Genomic DNA, 23,699 nt, shown 5'->3' on the forward strand with positions numbered 1-23,699 from the left:
TCCTATCGGTTGGAGATCACGCCGCGCGACTAAGCCGACATCCGTTTGACGAACCAGTCGGCGATCAGGCTGTGCTTCTCGTGGGAATGGTTGTAGATGCAGTGGTCGCCATCGTCCCAGACGACCGCGGTCTTGTCCGGGGACGAGGCTTTCTCGTAAATCGACAGGGCGTTCGGGACACCGAAGATGGGATCCTGTCCGCCATGGATGACGAGCAGCGGGCACCGGATCGCCCGGCAACCGCGATCGATGGCGAGAGCCGTCATCAGAGCGCGCGCCGGCTCATGGTCCCTCTGCCCCATCATCGCGCAGATGCGGTCGATGAATTTGGGGAAGCGGTCGAGCACCTCGATCGGCTCGGCCGCCCCGCCGTTGACGCAGCAGGCTGCGATGCCGCCATGGATGCTTGCCGTCCGGGCGGCGAAGTTTCCACCGAGACTGTTGCCCCAGATGCCGACACTGGTCGCGAACGACCGTGAAACCAAGGCGTCGGCAACCCCGGCGAAGGTTTCCTCCGGAGGGGCGGCCAGATGGTGGTTTCCCAGGATGCGGGTTTCGCCCTGGCCAAGTCCATCGACCAGGAAGGCGCCGATGCCGCGTTCGACAAGGTAACGGGCGCCCGAGTGATACTCCTCGCGCCATCCGTCGGCCCCGCCGAAGATCATGACGACCGGACCGGCCGTGGTCCCGGCGGGGCGCATCAGCCAGCCGCCGACCGTGGCGCCGCCGACCTGCAGGCCGATCTTCTCGGTCACCGGGTCATCGAGCCTGGCGCCTTCGGCAAAGGCGTCCAACGCCCTGCTGTACAAGGCTTTCTTCTCGGCGTCGTCGAAATACAGGGTCGACTGACCGAACCGGAAACAGGCCGCGGCATGACGGTAGTGATCCCGTGCGCTCCGACCGCTGCCAGCGGATTCGGCGCGCCGCGCCCGAGTGAGGTTCGCCTCGCCGAGGAAGGTCGTCGCCGTGATCCAGGGAATGCCGGCATCCGCCATGCGATGGAGCGCCACCGCATCGGCGTAGTCCATCCCGTTCCCGACCAACCGCTGCAGCGGCAGGGCGCGGGTTGCGGCGGCAAGCGCCTTCCGGTCCTCATCGCCGACGGCTTCAGGCGGCATGGGCGGCGCGCCCATCTCGCGCTGGATATAGCTGATGGTCATGCCGCCTGCTCCGCCGTTGACGGACACGGAATCCGCGGGAGCAGCGCCTCGATTTCGGCAATGCCGTTGGCGGTGCCCAGGATGTAGCGGTCCGGCCGCAGAACGACCGCCTTCGCTCCAAGGCGCAGCAGATAACCCTCGCCACAATCCTGCACGACGGCAACGTTGCTCCTGGCAAGAGCGCCGATCGTCGAGACGGGCAATTCCTTCATGAAGGACTGGCTTACCAGAACGGCGAAGCGGTACCCGACCAGATCGTCGAAGCGACGGCCATCGGCCGCCCGAACCTGCTCGGACAGGACACCGACGGGACGTTCTCCCACGGTGAGGGCGCTCGGGCCAAGCCGCGGCTTTTCCGAGATGAGGCGCTCGGGAGCGGTCCCCAGCATCCGGTCGCGCTCCTCGGCCCGTGTGGCATCCGTCGTTTGCAGGATTCCACCGAGACGGATGGCAAGGTCGATGTAATGCCTGACGTGGGGCGCACGCTCCTGTTCGTAACTGTCCAGCAGGCTGTCGGGTGCCTCCCCCCGAACGACGGAGGACAGCTTCCAGGCGAGGTTGGAGACGTCGCGAATGCCGGCGCACATGCCCTGACCGAGGAAGGGCGGCGTCTGGTGGGCTGCGTCGCCGGCGAGCAGCAGGCGCCCTTTCCGCCACCGTTCAGCGACGATGGCATGGAAGGTGTAGACCACCGCCCGCTCGATCCGAGCCTCCGAGGGGCCGATCCACCGCTCCAGAAGGCGCCAGACATGCTCGGGCTGCGCGATCTGTGCCGGGTCGTCGCCCGGCATGAGCATGAATTCCCAGCGCCGGCGATTCCCAACCATGCGGATATAGGTCGTCGGCCGCAAAGGATCGCAATACTGGATGGTGAAGTCTCCGAGATCCTCGCGTTCCGTTTCCAGTTCCAGGTCGACCACCAGCCATTTTTCGTGCGAGCCGAGATCGATCGATCCCACACCCATGGCCCGGCGGATCGTCGACCGTCCTCCATCGCACCCGACGACGTAGGACGCCTGGAGACTTTCACTGCCGCCGGACGATGACCGGACCTCTAGGCGAACCTGATCGCCCTGGTCCTCGGCGGAGACCACCTCCGTGCCGAGGCGAACATCGACCGTTCCGAAGCGTTCGACCCCACGCCGGAGCACATGCTCGACATAGGGTTGATGGAAACGATAGCTGGTGCTCCACGCCTGCATCCCCTCTCCGGCAGGCCGCGGCCAGTCGACGAGAAGCGCCCCACCCGCATTGACGAACCGCATCCCGGGATTGACGCGAACCGTGGCGGCGATCTCGTCGCACACTCCGGCGGTCTGCCAGACCCGCATGACCTCATCGTCGAAATGACCGGCCCGGGGGAGTGCGAATTGCTCCGGATCACGTTCGATCACACAGATTGATAGGCCGGACGGTCCGAGCAGATTGGCCAAGGTCGCCCCCACCGGGCCATACCCCACGATCGCGATGTCGTATGTTTGCGGCATCAAGCCTGCCCTCCCCGCAGATCATCGATTAGGAATTTCTCTCTTTATGATACTCAGTCGTGCATATCGCAAGTTCAATCGCTTATTGTCTTGCAAAAATATCAGGATATGAGATTGTCAGGAACAGGTTGGGTGCGGAGGGCCTTCGGCGGAATGCCGGGAAATCCAAGACAAGAGGGAAAGGCCCACGTCACACGCTGCCGGCCTGCCGAGCGGACCGCGGCGTCCATATGGCCCTTGAATCCCCCGCAGCCGCCTTCCACCCCCTTTCCTGCAATACGGAAGGGATGAAATGATGCCCAATAGGGAGGAAGAGATGTCCGACTTCGAAGCGCCAACCGTCGTGGAGCGGAAAGTAGCCCGGCGCCTGCTCTGGATCCTGATGCCAGGAATGTTGTTCGCCTTCATGGACCGCATCAACATCAGCTTTGCCGCACCGACCATGAATCCCGCCCTCGGGATCGACGCCGCCACGTTCGGACTGGGGGCAGGCATCTTTTTCCTCGGCTATATGCTGTTCGAGGTGCCGAGCAACATGGTTCTGGCGCGCGTCGGCGCCCGATACTGGATCTCACGCATCATGATCAGCTGGGGCCTGGTGGCGGCCTTGATGGCCTTTGCGACCGGGACGACCTCCTTCCTGAGCCTCCGCTTCCTGCTGGGCGTCGCCGAGGCGGGATTCATTCCCGGCGTGATGCTGTACGCCAGCTACTGGGTATCCGCCAAACGGCTCGGTTCCTTCAATTCTTGGCTTCTCCTCATGGTTCCGGTCGCCGGTTTCACCACGGCGCTCATATCGGGGGCCATCTTGAAGCTGGACGGTGTGCTGGGTTTCGCCGGCTGGCAATGGATCTTCATCCTTGAGGGTCTGCCTCCCGTAATCCTGGGCTTCATCGCCCTGGGGTGCCTGGACGACCGCCCGGCCGATGCCCGGTGGCTGACCGAGTCCGAAAAGGGGCGCATCGAGGCACTGACGGCGAGCCGAAAGGAGGCCTCGCATGTTCCGGTCAAGGCCGCGCTGAGCTTGGCCGTGAAGAATCCGTTGGTCTGGGCGCTTGCCCTGGCCTATTTCCTGATGAACTTCGCCTTGGGCGCCCAGCCCTGGTTCCCGCTGCTGCTGGGACAGCTCAAGCTGTCCTCGACGGAGATCGCCTTTGCCGTCGCCATTCCCAATCTGCTGGCTGCGGTCGCAATGGTGTTCTGGGGCAAGCGGTCGGACCGCAGAGGTGAGCGCCTGAACCACCTTCTTATCGCCGCCACGGTCTCGGCCCTCGGCTGGGTACTTTGCGGATACGGCTCCGCGTCGGCCGGCGTGATGCTGGCCGGGATCGCATTGGCGCTGGTCGGCCTCTTCGCTTCCCTGGTGGTGTTCTGGACCATTCCGATCAATGTCATGACGGTCGAGGCGCGGCCGGCCGGGATCGGGCTCGTCACCTGCGTCGGTCTTCTCGGCAGCTTCCTGAGCCCGACCATCACGGGCTATCTGAAGGATCTGTCCGGCAACTTTACCGCGGGCATGTACCTGGCGGCGGCCGGCATCCTCCTCTCCGCCATTCTGGTCAGGATCTCCGTCGCCAAGCCCCTGCTCGTGGTTCAGAAACCTGCCGCCGACGTGACCGCTTGAGCGTGACGTCAGCGCGAGTGAAGATCATGTTCCTTAAGGAAACCAGTCATCCCCGCGAAGGAGCCTGTGAAGAAATCGGTGACTTGCTGAGAGAAGCCCCAAGTTCGAACCACGTGGCGTTGGATCGCATCGTGCGCGTTCCTCGGCCGTCATTCCCGCGGAGGCGGGAATCCAGCCTTTACAAGCGCTTGTATTGGAAATCCTGGTTCCCCGCCTCCGCGGGGATGACAAGTGGGAGATGTGCACGCCTGCCAGATCAGGGCTTTCTCATATAAATTCGATTTCTTCACAGGCTCCTTCGCGGGAATGACGGCCGAGGAACGCGCACGATGCGATCCAACGCCACGTGGTTCGAACTTGGGGCTTCTCTCAGCGAGTCACCGATTTCTTCACAGACTCCTTCACGGGGACGACGGACCGAAAAAGAACCGGGCCATGATGGACGGGCCCTTAGCCGTCCGTCCCCCGCTGCTGGCCCAGCGCCATCGCGAACACGCCATTTCCGACGCTCCAGTCCGAATAGTCATTTTCGTGCATGAAAATGAACACGTCCTTGGGCGACACCGCCGCCGCGGCTTCCAGGTTTCGGGCAATGGCGGCATAGAGCGCGCGCTTCATGGCATCGCTCCGGCCCCTGCGCATTGTGATTTCCACGACGATCAGCTTGTCAGAGCGCGCGATGCCGTTGAAGCTCCGGTCATAGAAGAACTCGCCGTCTCCATAGTCGGAAACCAGATTGAACAGCTCATCCTTCGGCATTCCGATGGCTTCGACCAGGGCGTCATGAATCCCCTGTACGATCCGCAGCTTTTGCGAGTGTTCCGTCCCTTTGGGAAGGGCTGTCCTGACAAACGGCATGATTGACCCCATCGTTTCGATGACGCTTGATCTAACATTCCCGGCCTGCCTTACATATTGACGGATCAGCCGTTTTTATGTGAGCCAAGATCACGATGAGAAGCCGCAAGACCCTGCCGATCGCCGCGCTCAGGGCCTTCGAGGCCGCCGCACGGCACGGCCAGCTGTCGTCAGCCGCCGAAGAACTCGGGGTGACCCATGGAGCGGTCAGCCGCCATGTCAGCCATCTTGAGGCCTTCGTCGGCACGGAGCTGTTCGAAGGGGCGCGAAACCGTCCGAAGCTCACCGCGGAGGGACAGGTGTTCGGCTTCGCCCTGACCGCGGCCTTCGATCAGATCGAGGACGCGCTTCGCATCATAGGGCGCGGCGACCATGCCGTTCTGGACGTCGCCTGCCTCAGCACCTTCGCCATGCGCTGGCTGATTCCACGCCTCCACGGCTTTACCGCCAAGCACCCCCGCTACGACGTGCGCCTCGCAACCGATGACCGGCACCCGCGCAGCCACATCGACGTGCAGATCATGGTTCTGCCTCGGGAAGCCGGTCTTCCGGAAAACAGTTCGCTGCTCTTCCGCGAAAAGCTGGGGTTGGTCGTGGCACCGTCCCTCGCAGCCGAAGACCATCCCGATATTCTCGCGCTGCCCCGGCTGGAGACACGGACACGGCCCGATGCCTGGCGCGAATGGGCACGCCTGACAGGGACCGGGGGACATGGCGACAGTGGGACGACGCGGATTTTCGACCATTACCACATGACCATCGAGGCCGCGCTGAACAGTCTCGGCATCGCCATCGCTCCCTGGCATCTGGTCGCCGACGACGTGGCCTGCGGTCGACTGCGCGCGCCCTTCGGGTTCGTGGACAGCGACTATGTCTATGCCGTGCAGGTGTTTCGGCCAGGAAGGCCGAAGACGGAGCATTTCGTAAAATGGCTCAAAGTGGCGGCCGATCAGGACAGCCGCAGGCCCTAGGAGCGCGGTTCGACCGCGTGCACGGCCCCGATCCTTACGTCTCGGGGGAGGCTGCCTTCGCCGCCTTCGCCTTGCGGGCCGGCACCTCGAAGGCCACGTCCTCGATCATCCCGGCGGTGAGCGAGGACAGGGCCGATTTCAGGCTCGGCCAGTGGTTCATGCGGGCGGTGTCGGCGACGGCGGCGTTCCTGGCCTTCAGCACGAGGCGGCGGCCGCCCTGCGGGGCTTCCTCCACCCGGTCCGGCTCCAGCTCGGCCAGCAGAGGGGCGGGGACCTTGCCCTTCAAGGCGTGCAGGACGGCGGCCCACAGAGCCGTCACGTCGTCGGCGTCGGGCAGCGGGCCAAGGTCGGCAAGGCCGGCTTCCACCGGATCGGCGGGGGCGACGGTGTCGACCTTGCCGATGCGCCGGGCGCGGCGGCCGGCGCTGTGGCGCTCGCGCTCCAGGAAGGTCTCGGCCGCCTCCTCCTCGTCCTTGGCGAGGAAATCGAGGGTCACCGCCTCGATCTTGCGGCCTTTCCGCTTCATCTTGTCTTCCGGCATGCTGACGCGGAAGGGAGCCAGCTGGTTCACCTCGGCCATGGCGCGGTCGATGGTGCGGGTGCGCAGGATGCCGAAATCCTTGTAGGCGCCCTCCGGCACGTTCATCAGCTTGCGCAGCGTGTCGATGTCCAACTCCAGCGACGGATAGTCCATCTGGTAGCGCTGCATGCCGATCTCGTAGAGCTTCAGCGCGTAGGTGCTGGTGACCTTGACCATCGCCGGGCCGGACAGCTTGGCCCACAACTGCGACGACCGCTGGATTTCCAGGAAAGCGTCGGTGAACTGGAAATGGATGTCGGCGGCGTCGCTGTCCTCCTCCTCCTCCGGCCGGACATAGCTGGAGAGGATGCGCAGTTCGGCGCGCGACCGGCGGCCGCGGAACGGGCCGATGACCACCAGGCTGGAATCGAAGATTTCCTTCAGGGCGTCGAAGATGCGCTCGTTGCCCTTGTGGTTGCCGCGCACCACGCGTTTGGGCATCCGGTAGAGCTTGTTGGCGAAATTCTGGCTGCCGGCCAGATGGATCATGAAGTTCAGCATCTTCTGCGCCGGCAGCGACAGGCGGGTGCCGTTGGCCGGATAGCTGTAGACCGCCTCCGCCGCCTTGATCAGATGCTTGTAGCCGTCGCGCTCGAAGGTGGCGCTGGCGACGCGGGCGGTCAGGCCGGCGACCGGGGCCGCGGCATCCGGACTGACCGCCGGAAGCGTGGCCACGGCGCTGTCGCCGTCGATCACCGCGCCGCCGGCCAGATCCTCCGGCCCCAGCACGACCAGACCGGATCCGGCCTTCGCCGATTCAGCCGTCATCGCCGGCCTCATGGGCGCAGCCGCGTCCGACGGGACGGACTCCTCCGCCACCGCGCCGCGCGCCTTCCTGCGCCCCGTCCCCGCCATCACCGTCCTCCGCCGAAATCGAGGGAGGCTAAATCAATCCTTACCAGAAAAACAAGTAAGGAAAGGGTCGCGCCACAGAATCCTTTTCATCCTTACATCCTGGGGGCGGAACCCTTACGCCCCGGGGGGTGTGCGACTCGCCCCCGCCCGGTAAGGCTGTTTCCCCCATGCTGTAAGGAAGATTCGATGCGACTCGCGGACTCTCCTGGGGATTCGCGCCGACGAATCCTCTTAAAAGGGAAAGGGAGTCGCAAGCGACCGCTAAGTGCCGGATCTGGCAAGGCTTCCTAAGTGCGAATCTCGCCCGGAGAGGCGGCCCGACATCCTTGCGGATCCAGATTCGGGCTGAATCGGCTCGACTCGATTCTCGAAAGCCCCATCCAGAGATGCGCGCCATCCTTACTCCCTGGGGGCGCTCGGCCATTTTTGCCGTTCGGAGCTCCATGAGCAAGCGCCATCCTTACGGCTTGGGGGCACTTACAGCCGGCTCCTGGCCCCCAGGAGGTAAGGATTCGGGTGTTCGACGGATCACCTCGGTCGATTCTCGGGTCACGTGGGGAGTCACAAGGGCTTACAGGCCCCCAGGATGTAAGGAAGCCCGCCCCCGAGCCGTAAGGATCGGAAAGCGGGCTTGTCGGCTGCGACCGGCCGGGATCTGGCCCCCAAGAAGTAAGGAAAGAGAAGAGGAAACAGCTAATAGATTGTTTTCAAATGTTTTCTTTTCAGTGTGCCGCCAGCAGGAACAGCCCTTGGCCCAGATAGACGCTGGCGGTTCCCATCACCAGATAGCGGCTCCACAGGCGGAACTGGGCGTCACTCATGCGGTCGAGAACCCGGCGGGAGAGATTCGTACCCAGCAGGGCCATGGCGATCGACATCAGGATCACCGTCGATTCCACCGTCTCGTCGGCACTGCCGGCCACCAGCGGGGCGAAGTAAGCGATCTTCACCAGATGGCCGACCGACTGGATGGCCGCCTTGGTGGCGACCACGCTCTGCCGGGTCATGGCGCTGCGGATGAAGAAGGTATCGAGCAAAGGGCCGGAGATGCCGGCGACCAGCTGGACGCCCATGCACAGGAAGCCGCCCAGCACGCCGTGGAGCGGCTTCTGCGCGTTCAGCGCCCAGCGGGCGGGGATGGCCAGGGCAAGGAAAGGGGTCAGTCCCAGAATCAGCAGCGACACCGCCCGGTCCGGTACGGCGCCGACCAGGGCGAACAGCAGGCCGGCCGCCGATCCGCCCAGCGCGAATCGCAGGATGATCGGCCAGACGACATGGCGCCGCCACAGCCATGCCCGCCAGCCGTTGGACGCGAACTGCGTCACGCCATGCAGCAGCATGGCCGACGGCACCGGCAGCAGGATCAGCAGCAGGCCCATCAGCACCATGCCGCCGGCCATGCCGAACAGGCCCGAGAGAAACGAGGTCACCAGCACGGTGAGGCCAAGCCCCACCATCAGCGGAAGCGTCAGCATGAACGAGCCCGGAATCATGGAAATCAGGCCGAAGAAGTCTCATGCCGACGGTTGCGCCGCAAACGGCATTGTTCGATGCTCAGCCCCAGGAAAACTTGGGGTCACGTAAGGATGAGCACGCGCCGCCTGCCCTCCCTGAACGGTCTGCGCGCCTTCGAGGCGGCGGCCCGCCATGGCAGCTTCACCGCGGCGGCAGCGGAGCTGCACGTTTCCCAGGCCGCCGTCAGCCGGATGGTCAAGCTGCTGGAGGAGCGGCTGGGCTTCGCCCTGTTCGACCGCCGGGCCAACGCGCTGACGCTGACCGACCGCGGCCGGGCGCTCCGGCCGGCGCTGACCGAGGCGTTCGACAGCATCGCCCGCCGGGTGGAGCAGGTGTCGGCGATGCGGGCCGGGCCGGTGCTGACGGTGGGGATGGGGGCGACGGTGGCGGTGCGCTGGCTGATCCCGCGCCTGTCCAGCTTCCATCTTGCCCATCCGGAGATCGAGGTCCGGATCGCCACCGGCGGGGCGGGGGCGCCGATGAACGACGACTGGACCTGCGCCGTCCTGCTCGGCGACGGCCAATGGCCGGGCTATGAGGCGGAACGGCTGTTCTCCTCCAGCCTGCAGCCGGTCTGCGCGCCGAGGCTGGCGGCGGAACTGCACCGGCCGGCGGATCTGGCCGGCGCCACCCTGCTGCACGTCTCCCACTGGGGGGAGGACTGGCCGCGCTGGCTGGCCGCCGCCGGATCGGCGGATCTGGCGGCGAAGGGAGGACTGTCCTTCGGCAGCTACGCCATGGCGCTGCAGGCCGCCATCGACGGCGTCGGGGTGGCGCTGGCGCCGCGGTTCTACAGTCTGGACGACCTCGCCGCCGGGCGTCTCGCCACGCCGTTCCGACTGGCGGTGCCGATGGCCCATTCCTGGTATCTGGTCTCCCGCGCCTCCCGCCGGGAGGATGCCGGGCTGACTCCCTTCCGCGACTGGCTCCACGCGCTGTCCGCTGCGTTGGAGTGATCGTCCCGTCTCGTTCCTGCATGGCCGGGCGGCGCAATTGACCGATGCGGGCGTGGCGGGTGCCGACATAGGCTGCGCGCTGTTCTGTCCCCGTTTCAAATCGTCATGACTTCACAGGACCGCGCGATGCCGCCCACCGCTGCTCCCCATCCTGCTCCCCTGCCGGCCGAGGACGCCGCCCACCCGGCCCTCTCCCGCTCGCTCATCCTGCTGATGGCGCTGGCCTGCGGCGTGGTGGTCGCCAACATCTATTATGCCCAGCCGCTGGTCGGGCTGATCGGTCCGGCGGTCGGGCTGTCGCCGGAAACCGCCAGCCTCGTCGTCACCCTGACCCAGATCGGCTATGGCGCCGGGCTGATCCTGCTGGTGCCGCTGGGCGACCTGCTGGAGAACCGGCGGCTGGTGGTGGTGACCCTGTCCAGCACGGTGGCGGCCCTGCTGGTGGCGGCCGTCGCCCCGACCGCCTCGCTGTTCCTGATGGCATCCTTCCTGATCGGCGTCACCTCGGTCGCCGTGCAGATGCTGGTGCCGCTGGCCGCCCACATGGCGCCGGAGGCCTCGCGCGGGCAGGTGGTGGGCACTGTGATGAGCGGCCTGCTGCTCGGCATCCTGCTGGCCCGCCCGGTGTCGAGCCTGATCGCCGACAGCCTGGGCTGGCGGGCGGTGTTCGGCCTGTCGGCAGTGGTGATGGTCGGCTTCGCCGTCCTGCTGTGGCGGGTGCTGCCGCAGCGGCGGCCGACGGGGCAATCCAGCTATGGCGCCCTGCTCGGCTCGCTCGGACGGCTGCTGGTGCGGACTCCGGTTCTGCAGCGGCGGACCGTCTACCAGACCATGATGTTCGCCGCCTTCAGCCTCTATTGGACCTCCGTCCCGCTGCTGCTGGCGGGGGCGCCCTTCCATCTCAGCCAGCGCGGCATCGCGCTGTTCGCCCTGTCCGGTGCGGCGGGCGCGCTGGTGGCGCCGATCGCCGGGCAGATCGCCGATCGCGGCTGGACCCGGCCGGCCACCGGCTTCGCGCTGGCGATGGCGGCCTTGTCCTTCTTCGTGGCGCGGGCAGGCGAGGGATCGATCGCGCTGCTGGTGCTGGCCGGGCTGCTGCTCGACATGGGCGTGCAGATGAACATGGTGCTGGGGCAGCGCGCCATCTACTCGCTGGGGGCGGAGACTCGCAGCCGGATGAACGCCATCTATATGGCGATCTTCTTCCTGGGCGGAGCCGCCGGCTCGGCGCTGGCCGGCTATGCCTTCGCCGTCGGCGGCTGGGCGCCGGTGACCTGGATCGGCTTCGCCTTCCCGGCCATCGGCCTGCTGTTCTACCTGACCGAATTCCGCGGGCGGCCCGCCGCCTGAGCAGTGACCTTCAAAGGAGACGATGCAATGGATCAACGCCCGCCCAACCAACGCCCATTGGGTCGTAGTGGCCTGACGGTGTCCCCGCTCTGCTTCGGCGGCAACGTGTTCGGCTGGACCGCCGACGAGGCCACTTCCTTCCGGCTGCTCGACGCCTTCGTCGATGCCGGCTTCAACTTCGTCGACACCGCCGACGTCTATTCGGCCTGGGCGCCCGGCAACAAGGGCGGTGAGTCCGAGACCGTCCTCGGCAACTGGATGAAGAGCCGCGGCAACCGCGACCGCATCGTGCTCGCGACCAAGGTCGGGTCGGAGATGGGGCCGGGGAAGAAGGGGCTGTCGCCGGCCTGGATCCGCAGCGCGGTGGAGGAGTCGCTCAAGCGTCTCCAGACCGACCGCATCGACCTCTACCAGTCGCATTGGGACGATCCGGCGACGCCGTTCGAGGACACGCTGGGCGCCTACAAGGACCTGATCGACCAGGGCAAGGTCCGGGCGATCGGCGCCTCCAACCTGACGGCACCCCGCCTGCGCGAGGCGCTGGAGGTCAGCGCCCGCACCGGCCTGCCCCGCTACGAGACGCTGCAGCCGGAATACAACCTCTACAGCCGCGAGGGCTACGAGGCGGAGCTGGAGGGGCTGTGCCGGGAGAACGGGCTGGGCGTCATCAGCTATTACTCGCTGGCCGCCGGTTTCCTGACCGGCAAATACCGCTCGGCCGAGGATGCCGACAAGAGCGCGCGCGGCGGCGGGGCGGTGTCGAAATACCTGAACGAGCGCGGCCGGGCGATCCTGGCGGCGCTCGACGAGGTCGCCGGCCGGCATGGCGCGACCCCGGCGCAGGTGGCGCTCGCCTGGCTGATCGCGCGGCCGGGCCTGACGGCGCCGATCGTCAGCGCGTCGAAGCCGGAGCAGATGGGTGACCTGATCGCGGCGGCCCGGCTGCGGCTCGATGCCGACGACATCGGGCGGCTGGATGGGGCCAGCGCCTACTGAGGCGCAGAGCCGTCGCAATGTGGCTCCCTCTCCCGCCCCGGGAGAGGGAAGGGGCCCGCCGCGGAGCGGTGGGAAGGGTGAGGGGTTGGGCACGAAGCCATGCGGTTCGGAATGCTTGGATCACCCCTCACCCTCCCCGCCTTTGGCGGGTCCCCTCCCTCTCCCGGGGCGGGAGAGGGCGATTGTCGCCTTATCCGACAGCCCCTGCGCTCAGGGCGAGGGGATCGCCGCTGCCTTGGACGAGGCCGGCTTGCCGGCCTCGTCGGCCCTCAGCACCGCCAGGAAGGCGTCGGCCATGGCGTGGTAGACCGAGTGCGGGCAGACCAGCCGGGACAGGGTGGTGGCGAGCGCGGCGCTCAGCATCAGCGGCAGCAGCATCTCGGGAGATGCGCTCATCTCCGTGACGATGACGACGGCGGTCAGCGGCGCCTGCACCACCCCGGCGAAATAGGCGACCATCGACAGCAGCACCACCGCTTCCAGCGAGGTATCCGGCAACAGCCCGCCGATGATGGAGCCGATGCCCGCCCCCACCGACAGCGAGGGCGAGAAGATGCCGCCGGGAATGCCGCAGATGCCCGATAGAGCGGTCGCCAGCAGCTTCGCCGGGGCGTAGTACCAGGGTAGCGTCTCCACCCCGTCCAGCACGGCGCGGGCCTGCTCGTAGCCGGTGCCGAAGGTCAGGCCGCCGGTGGCCGTGCCGATCACCGCCAGGGCGAGGCCGCAGCCCAGCGCGACGAGAACCGGATGGCGGGCCAGCCGCCCGTCCAAGCCGCGGCGGATCCAGCGCGACAGCCACAGCAGCAGGCTGCTGAACCCACCGCCGGCCAGCCCGCCGACGATGCCGGTCGCCACCACCGCCTTCCAGTCGTGCCAGCTGGCCGAGGCGGCGGTATGGCCGAAATAGGCGTAGTTGCCGAGCAATGCCACGGCGACCAGACCGGCCGCCACCACGGCGACCAGCACGAGGCCGCTGGTTCGCCGCTCGAAGCTGCGGGCCATCTCCTCGATGGCGAAGACGATGCCGGCCAACGGCGTGTTGAAGGCCGCGGCGACGCCGGCCGCCCCGCCGGCCAGGATCAGCCCCGGCTCGCGCCCCAGCCCGGCGATGGAGCCGGCCATCAGCATGATCGAGGCGCCGACCTGCACCGTCGGCCCTTCGCGCCCGATGGAGGCGCCGCAGGCAAGCCCGACCAGGGTCAGCAGGATCTTGCCGACGGCGATGCGCGGCGACAACAGCCGGCGTTTGGCCGCCGGGTCCTGGACGTGGCGGGCAGCGATGGCCTGGGGAATGCCGCTGCCCTGCGATCCCGGCACCACCCGCAGCGCCACCCAGGCCGAAAAGGCCAGTCCCAGCGGGGTCAGCAGGAAGGGCAGCCAGGGCGAGGCCGACTCCGCCAGCCGAAAGATCTGCTGGGCGTAATCCGCGGCGCGCGCGAACAGGACGGCGACCAGCCCGACCACACCGGCACCGGACCAGAACAGCAGGCGCCGACGCCAGTTCCTGGGAGACATCCAGACATGGCGGGGGCGGCGCAGCCGGTGCGGCAGCGTTTGGGGCGGACGATTGGCAGAAGGCATCGGAGGGGCCGGAAGCGGGGGAAAAGACCGAATGAAACGGCGGGAGGCCGAGTTTAGGTCCGTTGTTCTCCTCGGATCCAGCCACGGTCACGCAGAGCAGGCCCAACGGGGCAGATCACGCGTGGAAAGTGGCGTCAGCGGCGGACGACGCTGACCGTCTGGGGCTTCGAGGCGGAGCGGTTGCCGCGCGAAGCGATGGCGGCGCCTTGCAGGGTCTGCTGGCTGCGGCGCTTCTGCGCCTGCTCGACCTCGCGGCGGAAATTGGGGCCGAGCGCCTCGTAGGCGGCCTTCAACTCCGGGTCCTTCATCCAGAATTCACGACGATCCATGGCTTCCTCTTATAATGGCCGGCCGCCGGCCGAATGCCGGGCAGAGCTGAGGCATGCCGCCCTTGCAGAAGCTGCGTCGCGGGCGGGTCATCCGATGTGTTTCTCAGGATGACGCCCGCGTTCCTTTTCTGAAGGCTGGGGCGGCATGACGACTGACAGGTTGGGGTGGTTCGTCTTCACTTCAAGATACGCCCGGTGTCGGATCGGACGACTTTTCGAAAGCGATAACGTCCTGTTCACCCCAAGGTTCCAGCCGGACCATCATCGGCCGCAGGTTCTAGAACCGGCAGCCGATGGGAGAGCGGGGATCAGCCGTGCAGCAGGCCGATGTCGGTGTAGGCGATGTGGTCGAAGCCCATGCCATAGACCGGCGAGTTCGACGACAGGCTGAAGTCGTCCGCACCGGGATTGACGAAGCCGGGGTCCAGCATCACCGATCCCTTGTCGTACCCGGCGGCCTGCCATTCGGCCAGATGGCCCTTGCCGCCGCCGGCCAGCACCTGCGGCCAGACGTCGAACATGTCCTGGGACGCGTTGAGCTTGCTGTAGAAGTTGTTGTGGAGGTTGCCGACATTGGCCGGGCCGTAGATGTGGACGGCGGTGCCCTCGCGCACGTCGATGACGTTGCCGGAAATGTCGTTGCCGTTCATCAGATGGCCCTTCCAGCCGCTCCAGGCGACGTCCTGCTGGAGGCCGATCTGGGCGCCGCTGTTGCCGGCGATGACGTTCTCGGTGACCGTGTTGTTCCAGCCGCCATGCAGGAAGACGCCGCCGATGTTGTCGTGGACGACGTTGCCCTTCACCGTGGCGCCGCTGGTCCAGTCGTCGAGGTAGATGCCCCAGCTCGCCACGCTGCTCGACGGGTTGGTCGCGGTGGTGCCGGACACGTCGTTGTTGACGACGACGTGGTCGGTCAGGGTCTGCTGGCGGTTGATCAGGTAGATGCCGCCGCCGTCGTTCGATTCGAGGTTGGCGTCGATCACCTTGTTGTTGGCGATGGTCACCCGGTAGGACGCGTCGCTGCCGTCGGTCTGGACCGAGCCGACGGCGATGGCCTTCTCCGGCGAGTTTTCGATCTGGTTGTGGGTGACCTTGACGTCGGAGCTGCCGTTGATCCAGATGCCGGCATCGCCGCGGTCGGCGGCGTTCGGGTGGCGGATCAGGTTGTCGGACACGATGGTGGCGTTGGAGCCGGCCTTGACGAAGATGGACTCGGCGCCGGTGTTGTCGAACTGGTTGCCGGTGACCTTGCTGTTGGCGCTGTTCTGCACCGTGATGCCGTAGCCGCCGCCCTTGACGACGTTGTTGGCGAAGGTCAGCCCGGCGGCGTTGTCGGCGTAGACATAGTGGCCGCCCACGACGCCGTCGGCGAAGGACAGGCCTTCGATGGTGACGTTCTTGGCGCCGCCGAGGCCGAAGGACACCGTGGCGTTGGAACCGCCGTGGATCACCGCCTTCTCGCTGCCGTAGCCGACGAAGTGCACGCCTGAGTCCTGGCCGTCCAGCCACAGGCCGTTCTGGCGGTAGTCGCCGCCGCGGATATAGGTGGTGTCGATGTTGGGGTCGGCGCGCATCGCCTGTTGCGCCTTCTGCAGCGAGGCGAAGGGGCCGTCGGTGCCGTCGGCGTTGGGGGCGGCCAGCTTGCCCGACCAGCTGTCCTTGCCGTTGGTGGCGACGTAGAAGGCCGGACCGGTCGGGGTGGGGTTGGTCGGGGTGGTGGGGGTGGTGGGGGTGGTCGGCGTCGTCGGCGTCGTGGGCGTGGTGGTGGTGCCGGCCGGGAAATCGGAGGCCGGGGCGTTCACCACCAGCGTGCCGTTCCACCACATGCCCTTCTGGCCGGCGATCACGTCCTTGCCGTCGAGCGCGCCCTTGTCATAGGTGACGGCGTTGTCGGTCGAGGCATATTTGTGGCCGTTGATCGAGATGCTGTTGACGGTCAGGCTGCGGTCCTGGCCGTTGATCATCGCGTCGTTGTCGTACTGGACCTGCACCTTGTGCGCCACGCGGTCGGCGGCGTCGGTGGTGAAGCTGAAATCCTTGGCGGCGGTGCCGGCGGTGCCCTCGCCGATCTGCTTGCCGTCGACCAGCACCTTGAAATGGGCGTTGACGCCGCCCGCCGGGGTGCCGGAGGCGTTCACGACGATGGTGTCCTTGGTCCCCGTGCTTGCCGCCGGCGTGGCGACGGGGAAATAGCTCTTGTCGGCATTGACGACCAGCGTGCCGTTCCACCACAGGTTCGACTGGCCGGCGGCGACGTCCTTGCCGTCGAGCGCGCCCTTGTCGTAGCTGACGATGCCGGCGGTCGGCGCGATCGTCTTGCCGCCGATGCTGATGCTGTTGACGGTCAGGCTGCGGTCCTGGCCGTTGATGACGGCGTCGTTGTCGTACTTGATCTGCACCTTGTGTGCGACGTCGCTGGTCAGCACGGGCGTGAAGACGAAATCCTTCGCCGTCGTGCCGGCGGTGCCCTCGCCCACCTTCTGGCCGTCGACCAGCAGGACGAAATGGGCGTTCACGCCGCCTGCGGCCTTGCCCAGGGCGTTCACGACGATCTTGGTAGCGGAAGTGGCCATCGGTTCGGTGTCCTCGCCTGATGTGCCCGTCAGCCTTGGCCGGCTGTCGGGCCTGATGTCCGTTTTGGGCCTGAACCCGGATGCCGGCGGAGGATGGCGGGGGACGGCGGGATCTTTGTGTGATGTTTTCCCTTAAAAGCGCCGAATCTGCGACAAATTGCGGGCAGTCGGGAGCGGCGGCGGTTTGCGTCGTTGTCTTGATTGCAGTGCAGCATTTCCGCAACAGCCACCGCTACGAAACTTGCGGATTTCCCCTATTGATGAAGGAAGCCGTTGAACGAAAGGTGCTTTTCCCGGATTGTTTGGAATAGCCACAACTGTTTGCCGCCGAAACGAGACGCGGCGACCGCAAGGTAGCGGAGACCCATATGGCCCCCATATGTCCGATGCCGAGGCGGAACAAGGATTGACCGAGAGATGCACGAGTACAGCGAGCGGACGCGCCGCGCCGTCGACCAACCCAGCCACCGGCCCCTGCCGGCGGGCTGTTTCCGGGTGCAGCGGCCCATTCGCTTTTCCCACTGCGACCCGGCCGGCATCGTCTATTTCCCGGTCTATTTCGACATGTTCAACGGGGCGGTGGAGGACTGGTTCACCCAGGGTCTGGACATCGACTATGCGACGATGATCCTGCAGCGCCGCCTCGGCCTGCCGATCGTGCATGCCGAATGCGACTTCGTCATCCCCAGCCGCATGGGCGACACGCTGACGCTGGGCGTCCTGCTGGAACGGCTGGGCCGCAGTTCCCTCAAGCTGCGCATCAACGGCGAGCACGAGGGGCAGGTCCGGCTGTCGGGCAGCCTGACGGTGGTCACCACCTCGCTCGACGATTTCGCCGCCGTGCCGATCCCGGACGACATCCGCGCCGCCATGCAGCGCTACCAGGCGGGCTGCGAGGGGTAGAGGGGGCTGGGCCTATTTCCCCCCTCTCCCCCCGGGGAGAGGGCCGGGGTGAGGGGGATGCACTGCGTGGCTATCCCGAGATCTTCGCTATGCTCCCCCCTCACCCTAACCCTCTCCCCGGGGGGGAGAGGGGACTCTGGGCGCCCCCGCCTTTGTGACGGATCTCCATGGACGAGCTCGACCGCCGGCTGATCGACCTGTTGACGGTGAACGCGCGCACCAGCACGGCGGCGCTGGGCCGGGCGCTGGGGCTATCGCGGTCGACCGTGCAGGACCGCATCGCCCGGCTGGAGCGGCAGGGCGTGATTTCCGGCTATACGGTGAAGCTGGGCGATCCGGCGCCGCGGCGCGGGGTGTCGGCCCTGGTGATGATCAGCGTGAACGCCAAGCTGGCCGACCGCGCCGTCCACGCCCTGCGCAAGATGCCGGAGGTGATCCGGCTGCACAGCATCAGCGGCCAGTACGACCTGTGCGCCACCGTCGGCACCGAGACCCATGACGCGATGGACACCGCACTCGACGCCATCGGCCGCCTGCCCGGGGTGGAGCGGACGATGTCGTCCATCGTGCTGTCGACGAAGATGGAACGGTAGGAGCCCTTCCTCCCGTCCAGCGGGGGACGGGAGGAAGGACTCCCTGCCCTCACGCCTTGCCGTCCATGTGGATGACGCGCAGGTTGTTGGTGGTGCCGGCCTGGGCGAAGGGGATGCCGGCGACGACCACCATGGTGCCGGTCTTGCCGGCCAACTCCTCCGCCCGCCCGATGGAGATGGCGCGGTCGACCATGTCCTCGTAGGTGCGGATGTCGTCGGACAGCACGCTGTGGGCGCCCCACAGCAGGCAGAGCCGGCGCGATACCGCGGTGTCCGGGGTGATCGCCAGGATCGGCACCTCCGGCCGCTTGCGGGCGATGCGCGCCGCGGTGGTGCCGCTGGAGGTGAAGGCGACGATGGCCGAGGAATGCAGGGTGTCGGCGAGATCGGCGGCGGCGGCGGCCACGGCGTGGGGCGGCGTGTGCTCCTCGCCCGGATGGGTCGCCTGGATCAGCGAGCGGTAGAGCTTGTGCTGCTCGGTGGAGCGGATGATGCGGTCCATCATCGTCACCGCTTCGACCGGATACTGGCCCGACGCCGATTCGGCCGACAGCATCACCGCGTCGGCGCCGTCATAGATGGCGGTCGCCACGTCCGATGCCTCGGCCCGCGTCGGGGTCGGGGCGGAGACCATCGAATCGAGCATCTGGGTGGCGACGATCACCGGCTTCACCGCCAGGCGGCAGGCGCGCACCAGCTCCTTCTGGCGGCCGGGCACGTCCTCGTGCGGGATTTCGACGCCGAGGTCGCCGCGCGCCACCATCACCGCGTCGGACAGACGGATGATGTCGTCGATCTTCTCCAGCGCCTGCGGCTTCTCGATCTTCGCCATGATGCCGGCGCGGTCGCCGATCAGGCCGCGGCCTTCCAGGATGTCGCCCGGCTTCTGCACGAAGGACATGGCGACCCAGTCGACGCCCAGCTCCAGCCCGAAGGCGAGATCGGTGCGGTCCTTGGCGGTCAGTGGCGACAGGTCGAGCACGGTGCCCGGCAGGTTGACGCCCTTGCGGTTGGAGATGGTGCCGCCGACGACGACCTTCGCCTCGATCCAGTCGTCGCCCAACTCGGTCACCGCGACGCGGACGCGGCCGTCGTCGATCAGCAGATGGTGGCCCGGCATGATGGCGGCGAAGATTTCCGGGTGCGGCAGCGGAATGGAGCGCTTGTCGCCGTCGCTGCCCTGAAGCACGAAGCGGATCTGCTCGCCGGTGGCGACGGTGATCTTGCCGTCGCGGATGGTGCCGACACGGATCTTCGGGCCCTGGAGATCCTGAAGGATGCCGATGGGGCGGCCGACCTCGGCCTCCAGCTCGCGGATGGCGCGGTGGACCTTGGCGTGGTCGTCGTGGGTGCCATGGCTGAAGTTCAGCCGGAAGGTGTCGACGCCGGCCAGGAACAGGGTCTTCAGCATCTCGGGCGAGTTGCTGGCCGGTCCGACGGTGGCGACGATCTTGGCGCGGCGATGACGGCGCATGTGGTTCCGGCCGCGGGGGCCGTCCTCTGTTGGCTGGGCCGTCCGGTGGGCCGGCAGGGCGGCAACCACCTTGGGAGGACGGCGGGGTGACAGGTCAGCGACGGAACGGCCGGGTCATACGCCCGTCCGCCTGCCCGAACAAGGTGTCGCCATCGCGCCCGGAAAGCAAGGCGATCCGCGGGGGAGTTTACGGGGATGCCGTTCCTCCCGGGGAATTTTCCGCAGCGCCGGGCGCCTGCGCCCTGGAGGCGACGAGCCGGTCGATGTTCTCCAGGAAGACCTGCAGGATGGGGGAGGGATTGTCCGCCCGGTAGCCGGCGGCGATCTCGATCACCGGCGCGTTGCCGGCGAGCGGCCGGCTGACCAGCGAGCGCGGCAGCAGCGGCTCGACATAGGCGGGCAGCAGGGTGACCCCGCCGGTGGACGCCACCAGCGAGATCCCGGTGGCGATGCCGTCCAGCGCGTGGACCGGCGCCACCACGACGCCGCGCTCCCGCAGATAGCGGTCGACGATGCCGCGCAGCACATGCGGGGTGTCGGTGTAGCCGATGAAGGAGGCCGGATCGATGTCGCGCACGTCGATGGCGGAGCGGGCGGCCAGGGGATGGTCGCCCGGCAGGACGACCAGGATCGGCTCATGCGCGATGACCTTGTAGGAGACATCCGGCTGCGGTTCGAGCCGGCAGAAGCCGAGATCGATCTCGCCGCGCTGGATGGCCGCGCCGATGTCGGGCGAGAAGTCGCTCGATATCCGGAAGTCGATGTCCTTGAGATGGCCGCGCAGCACATGGGTGACGTGCGACAGCCATTCGACCTCCTGGCCGGTCAGGAAGCCGACCGCGAAGCTGGGCTTGGGCGGCCGGGCGGCGCGGCGGGCGGCGGCGACCGCATCGGCGGCCGACCGCAGGGCCAGCCGGGCATGGTCGAGGAAGGCGCGTCCGGCCGGCGTGAGGTCGACGCCGCGGGAACTGCGCAGCAGAAGCTGGGCGCCGACCTCCTGCTCCAGGTCGCGCAGCTGTCGGCTCAGCGAGGGTTGCGCCGTGTGCAGGCGCCGTTCGGCGGCCACCGTGAGGCTGCCCTCCTCGGCCACGGCGACGAAGTAGCGGAGGTGACGCAGTTCCATTCCGTGGGGGGCCTGCCTGATGCGGGCCCGCATGGGCCATGCCTGAAAGGTATGGATGATACATAAACGAAGTCGTTCCCGGAGGGCAAGCGGCTGGATATCAAAGGAGGGCGGCAGGGACCCCCTTGCCGCCAGGGCATGGCGGGGCGGTGACGGCCCCCCTTCCCGGCCTTCCGGGACCGGCAGCAGGAGACACGCAAATGACCACCATCTCGATCGTGACCGGCGGCAGCCGCGGCCTTGGCCGCAACACCGCCCTCGCCATCGCCCGCCGCGGCGGCGACGTGATCCTCACCTACCGCAGCAAGGCCGCGGAGGCCGATGCCGTCCTGGCGGAGATCCGGGCGCTCGGCCGGCGGGCGGCGGCCTTGCCGCTCGACACCGCAGACCTCTCCGGCCTTCCCGCCTTCGCCGCGCAGGTCCGCGCCACCCTGGAAAGCTGGGGCTGCGACCGCTTCGACCATCTGGTCAACAATGCCGGCCATGGCGAGATGGCGGGCTTCGCCGAGACCACCGAGGCGCAGTTCGACCTGCTCTTCGCCGTGCATGTGAAGGGCGTCTTCTTCCTGACCCAGGCGCTGCTGCCGCTGCTGGCCGACGGCGGCCGGATCGTCAACTTCTCCTCCGGCTTGACCCGGGTGTCCTTCCCCGGCTTCTCGGCCTATGCGGCGGCCAAGGGCGCGGTCGAGATCCTGACCCTCTATCTGGCAAAGGAACTCGGCGCCCGCGGCATCACCGCCAACGCGGTCGCACCCGGGGCCATCGAGACCGACTTCCTCGGCGGGGCGGTGCGCGACACCCCGGCCTACAACGAGGCTTTCGCCGCGGTGACCGCGCTGGGCCGCGTCGGGGTGCCCGACGACATCGGCCCGGCGGTGGCGAGCCTGCTTGGTCCCGACAACCGCTGGGTCACCGCCCAGCGCATCGAGGTCTCGGGCGGCCAGAACATCTGATCCGGCCGAGCGGCCGAACCGGTCGCAGGCCGGCCTGGACGTGGGTCATGGTCGCGGTGCCGATCGGATAGAAGGTCATGTAGCCGCCGACGAGGCGGCTGCCCGCCTCCGGGTGGCGGCTGACGATGATGCTCTGGTCGGTTGGCGTACAATCAGTTTTTGAGCCCGTCCAATAGCTCCGCAAGGGCCTTGTCGTAATCATCCTGCGAACCGGAGGCTTCGGAATTGCATCGACCGCCGATCGCGGTTGCGATTGCGGCGCCATGGGTGAAATCGACGAGGATGTTCACCCAAAGCCGGGTTTTCTGCGGCGACAAGCCAGCTTCGACCAAAAGCTGCGCAATCTCTTCGGTTATCCGCTGCGCCTGTTCTGGAAAGACCGTGGGGCGGCTGAAGATGAGCAGAGTGAGGCCGGGATGGTTCAGCACTTGGCCATGATATGCCCGCAAGAGGGTGTCGATCCGGCTCCGGGGGTCGCCTGCTGGCGGTGCCGAGACGCCGCAGTAGACCCGTTCCGACATGGCGCCGATCAAACCGTCGCGATCACCGAAATGGTGATATATCGTCATGGGATTGATCTGGAGCCGTCCGGCCAAGGTACGCATGGTGAAGGCGTCGACCCCATGGGTATCAACCAGATCCAGGGCGGCTGACAGGATGCCATCACGCGAGACGGTTGCCTTGTTGTGGGGCGGACGTCCCCTTGGGCGCGTCACCGTGCGATCCGGTAGCGTGACTGGACGAGGCCGGAGGCGAAACTTCGGGTCTCCTCATGGATGAGTGCAATATCTGCAGGGATCGCGCCAAACAGGCTGCGTCCCTCTCCAAGCAGCACTGGGATGCGGGTGATTACCATGTCGGCAATCAATCCTTCGCGCAAGAATGATTGGATGATTAAACCGCCGTCTACATAGACCCGGTGATTTCCTGCGGCCTCAAGCATTTTCATCGCCTGCTGCGGCGATTTGTTGGAGAAGAGCATCTTTCCCACAAAGTCCTCTGGAACCTGCTGGTCCTTGAGGGAGTCCGACATGACCACAACCGGGCGCGTGTAGGGCCAAGGCCTTGCATTCCGAATGCTTTCAAAGGTGCCGCGTCCCATGAGGATGACATCGATATTACTGATGAAGGCGTCATAGCCATGATCCTCGGAAGGGTCGTCCCTTTCCAGGAGCCAACCGATATCCCCGTTATTGCGTGCGATGAATCCATCAAGACTGGTCGCGATGAAGACATGACCGCTGATCATTCTCGGCCCCATTATTTATACACCGTATAAATAATGGGGGTGGGCATCGCTTGCGTCAAGCCTGCATCGCGCCAGAGCGGACGGTGAGGGGCAGCTTGGGAACGGGGAATGGAGCCTCACCTGGACCGGCCGCCACCCCCCGGCCTCAGCATGGCCGGCACCTCAGCAGGGCGTCGATCACGGCGGTGTCGCTGTATGGCTTCGCGATCACCGGGCGGTCGCGGTACGCATGGGGCAAGCCGTCCTCGCCATGGCCGGTGGTGAAGATGAAGGGGATGCCGGCGGCGGCCAGACAGTCGGCCACCGGATCGATCCGCTCGCCGCGCAGGTTGACGTCGAGCAGCGCCATGTCGAAGCGGCTTTCCGAGATCGTCGCCAGGGCGCTGACGAGGGAGCCGACGGGTCCGAGGCAGGTGACGCCCCGGTCGATCAGAAGATCCTCCAGGCTCATCGCGATCAAGGGTTCATCCTCGACAATCAGGACGGTGAGACCGGTAAGGGGCATGTCGGTCAAAGCAATCTCGCTCAAATGCATTCTTGATAAGGCCGGACGGGTCGCAAGGCAGTTT

At 66.8% G+C, this 23,699-nt stretch carries 21 protein-coding genes; 8 read left to right on the plus strand and 13 right to left on the minus strand.

The features are described 5' to 3' along the window. Positions 1–29: 29 nt before the first annotated feature. Both JHL17_RS15530 and mhpA read right to left on the minus strand, forming a co-directional pair. A complete protein-coding gene (locus JHL17_RS15530; RefSeq protein ID WP_200194436.1) occupies positions 30–1,160 on the minus strand; it encodes an alpha/beta hydrolase family protein in 1,131 nt (376 codons plus the stop codon). After that, complete coding sequence (mhpA, locus tag JHL17_RS15535) at positions 1,157–2,647, minus strand: bifunctional 3-(3-hydroxy-phenyl)propionate/3-hydroxycinnamic acid hydroxylase MhpA (RefSeq protein WP_200194437.1); 1,491 nt, start codon at positions 2,645–2,647, stop codon at positions 1,157–1,159. Before mhpA ends, JHL17_RS15530 begins: the two co-directional genes overlap by 4 nt. A 316-nt stretch (positions 2,648–2,963) precedes the next feature. Here mhpA and JHL17_RS15540 point away from each other — a divergent pair, with 316 nt between their 5' ends. Further along, complete coding sequence (locus JHL17_RS15540; protein ID WP_200194439.1) at positions 2,964–4,271, plus strand: MFS transporter; 1,308 nt, start codon at positions 2,964–2,966, stop codon at positions 4,269–4,271. A gap of 450 nt (positions 4,272–4,721) precedes the next feature. Here JHL17_RS15540 and JHL17_RS15545 read toward each other — a convergent pair whose 3' ends face one another. Beyond that, positions 4,722–5,129: a tautomerase family protein gene (locus JHL17_RS15545; RefSeq protein WP_200194440.1), complete on the minus strand. Its 408-nt coding sequence runs from the start codon at positions 5,127–5,129 to the stop codon at positions 4,722–4,724. Between the two features lie 95 nt (positions 5,130–5,224). Between JHL17_RS15545 and JHL17_RS15550 the strand changes: the two genes are divergently transcribed. Then, the gene (locus tag JHL17_RS15550) at positions 5,225–6,100 is read left to right on the plus strand and encodes a LysR family transcriptional regulator (RefSeq protein WP_200194441.1); all 876 of its coding nucleotides are present in this window, start codon (positions 5,225–5,227) and stop codon (positions 6,098–6,100) included. A gap of 34 nt (positions 6,101–6,134) precedes the next feature. Here JHL17_RS15550 and JHL17_RS15555 read toward each other — a convergent pair whose 3' ends face one another. Beyond that, positions 6,135–7,448: a replication initiation protein gene (locus JHL17_RS15555; RefSeq protein WP_247893571.1), complete on the minus strand. Its 1,314-nt coding sequence runs from the start codon at positions 7,446–7,448 to the stop codon at positions 6,135–6,137. Positions 7,449–8,257: 809 nt separating this feature from the next. Beyond that, the gene (locus JHL17_RS15560) at positions 8,258–9,010 is read right to left on the minus strand and encodes a TSUP family transporter (RefSeq protein WP_200194443.1); all 753 of its coding nucleotides are present in this window, start codon (positions 9,008–9,010) and stop codon (positions 8,258–8,260) included. 111 nt (positions 9,011–9,121) lie between these two features. On the opposite strand from JHL17_RS15560, the gene gcvA reads away from it, so the two are divergent. The 3 genes from gcvA to JHL17_RS15575 all read left to right on the plus strand — a co-directional run bounded on the left by gcvA (position 9,122) and on the right by JHL17_RS15575 (position 12,352). Further along, positions 9,122–10,006 carry a transcriptional regulator GcvA gene (gene gcvA, locus JHL17_RS15565; RefSeq protein WP_200194444.1) on the plus strand — a complete coding sequence of 295 codons (885 nt, stop codon included), beginning with the start codon at positions 9,122–9,124 and terminating at the stop codon, positions 10,004–10,006. A gap of 126 nt (positions 10,007–10,132) precedes the next feature. Then, positions 10,133–11,356, plus strand: coding sequence for an MFS transporter (locus JHL17_RS15570; RefSeq protein ID WP_200194446.1), 1,224 nt, complete (start codon positions 10,133–10,135; stop codon positions 11,354–11,356). Positions 11,357–11,383: 27 nt separating this feature from the next. After that, on the plus strand, positions 11,384–12,352 hold the full coding sequence (locus JHL17_RS15575; protein ID WP_200194447.1) for an aldo/keto reductase: 969 nt from the start codon (positions 11,384–11,386) through the stop codon (positions 12,350–12,352). Between the two features lie 210 nt (positions 12,353–12,562). Here the strand turns inward: JHL17_RS15575 and JHL17_RS15580 are convergent, their stop codons facing one another. The 3 genes from JHL17_RS15580 to JHL17_RS15590 all read right to left on the minus strand — a co-directional run bounded on the left by JHL17_RS15580 (position 12,563) and on the right by JHL17_RS15590 (position 16,835). Beyond that, positions 12,563–13,933, minus strand: coding sequence for a chloride channel protein (locus JHL17_RS15580; RefSeq protein WP_200194448.1), 1,371 nt, complete (start codon positions 13,931–13,933; stop codon positions 12,563–12,565). A gap of 134 nt (positions 13,934–14,067) precedes the next feature. Continuing rightward, positions 14,068–14,262, minus strand: coding sequence for a hypothetical protein (locus JHL17_RS15585; protein ID WP_200194449.1), 195 nt, complete (start codon positions 14,260–14,262; stop codon positions 14,068–14,070). 308 nt (positions 14,263–14,570) lie between these two features. Then, positions 14,571–16,835: a carbohydrate-binding domain-containing protein gene (locus JHL17_RS15590; RefSeq protein ID WP_200194450.1), complete on the minus strand. Its 2,265-nt coding sequence runs from the start codon at positions 16,833–16,835 to the stop codon at positions 14,571–14,573. 417 nt (positions 16,836–17,252) lie between these two features. On the opposite strand from JHL17_RS15590, the gene JHL17_RS15595 reads away from it, so the two are divergent. Continuing rightward, positions 17,253–17,738 (plus strand): acyl-CoA thioesterase, encoded by a 486-nt coding sequence (locus JHL17_RS15595; RefSeq protein WP_211113432.1) that lies wholly within the window; start codon positions 17,253–17,255, stop codon positions 17,736–17,738. 167 nt (positions 17,739–17,905) lie between these two features. Then, a complete protein-coding gene (locus tag JHL17_RS15600) occupies positions 17,906–18,331 on the plus strand; it encodes an Lrp/AsnC family transcriptional regulator (RefSeq protein ID WP_200194451.1) in 426 nt (141 codons plus the stop codon). A 49-nt stretch (positions 18,332–18,380) separates the two neighbouring features. Here JHL17_RS15600 and pyk read toward each other — a convergent pair whose 3' ends face one another. Both pyk and JHL17_RS15610 read right to left on the minus strand, forming a co-directional pair. Continuing rightward, complete coding sequence (pyk, locus tag JHL17_RS15605; protein ID WP_200194453.1) at positions 18,381–19,805, minus strand: pyruvate kinase; 1,425 nt, start codon at positions 19,803–19,805, stop codon at positions 18,381–18,383. A gap of 187 nt (positions 19,806–19,992) precedes the next feature. Beyond that, positions 19,993–20,928, minus strand: a complete 936-nt coding sequence (locus JHL17_RS15610; RefSeq protein WP_200194454.1) for a LysR substrate-binding domain-containing protein — start codon at positions 20,926–20,928, stop codon at positions 19,993–19,995. Positions 20,929–21,128: 200 nt separating this feature from the next. Between JHL17_RS15610 and JHL17_RS15615 the strand changes: the two genes are divergently transcribed. Further along, positions 21,129–21,881: an SDR family NAD(P)-dependent oxidoreductase gene (locus JHL17_RS15615; RefSeq protein WP_200194455.1), complete on the plus strand. Its 753-nt coding sequence runs from the start codon at positions 21,129–21,131 to the stop codon at positions 21,879–21,881. A gap of 152 nt (positions 21,882–22,033) precedes the next feature. Here the strand turns inward: JHL17_RS15615 and JHL17_RS15620 are convergent, their stop codons facing one another. The 3 genes from JHL17_RS15620 to JHL17_RS15630 form a co-directional block, all read right to left on the minus strand. Further along, the gene (locus JHL17_RS15620) at positions 22,034–22,597 is read right to left on the minus strand and encodes a TetR family transcriptional regulator (protein ID WP_200194456.1); all 564 of its coding nucleotides are present in this window, start codon (positions 22,595–22,597) and stop codon (positions 22,034–22,036) included. Next, entirely contained in the window at positions 22,594–23,130 is a 537-nt protein-coding gene (locus tag JHL17_RS15625; protein WP_200194457.1) for a dihydrofolate reductase family protein, read from the minus strand. Before JHL17_RS15625 ends, JHL17_RS15620 begins: the two co-directional genes overlap by 4 nt. A 145-nt stretch (positions 23,131–23,275) precedes the next feature. Next, on the minus strand, positions 23,276–23,581 hold the full coding sequence (locus JHL17_RS15630) for a response regulator (RefSeq protein WP_247893583.1): 306 nt from the start codon (positions 23,579–23,581) through the stop codon (positions 23,276–23,278). Positions 23,582–23,699 lie beyond the last annotated feature (118 nt).

The organism is Azospirillum endophyticum, assembly GCF_016595245.1.
GTDB classification, from domain to species: domain Bacteria; phylum Pseudomonadota; class Alphaproteobacteria; order Azospirillales; family Azospirillaceae; genus Azospirillum; species Azospirillum endophyticum.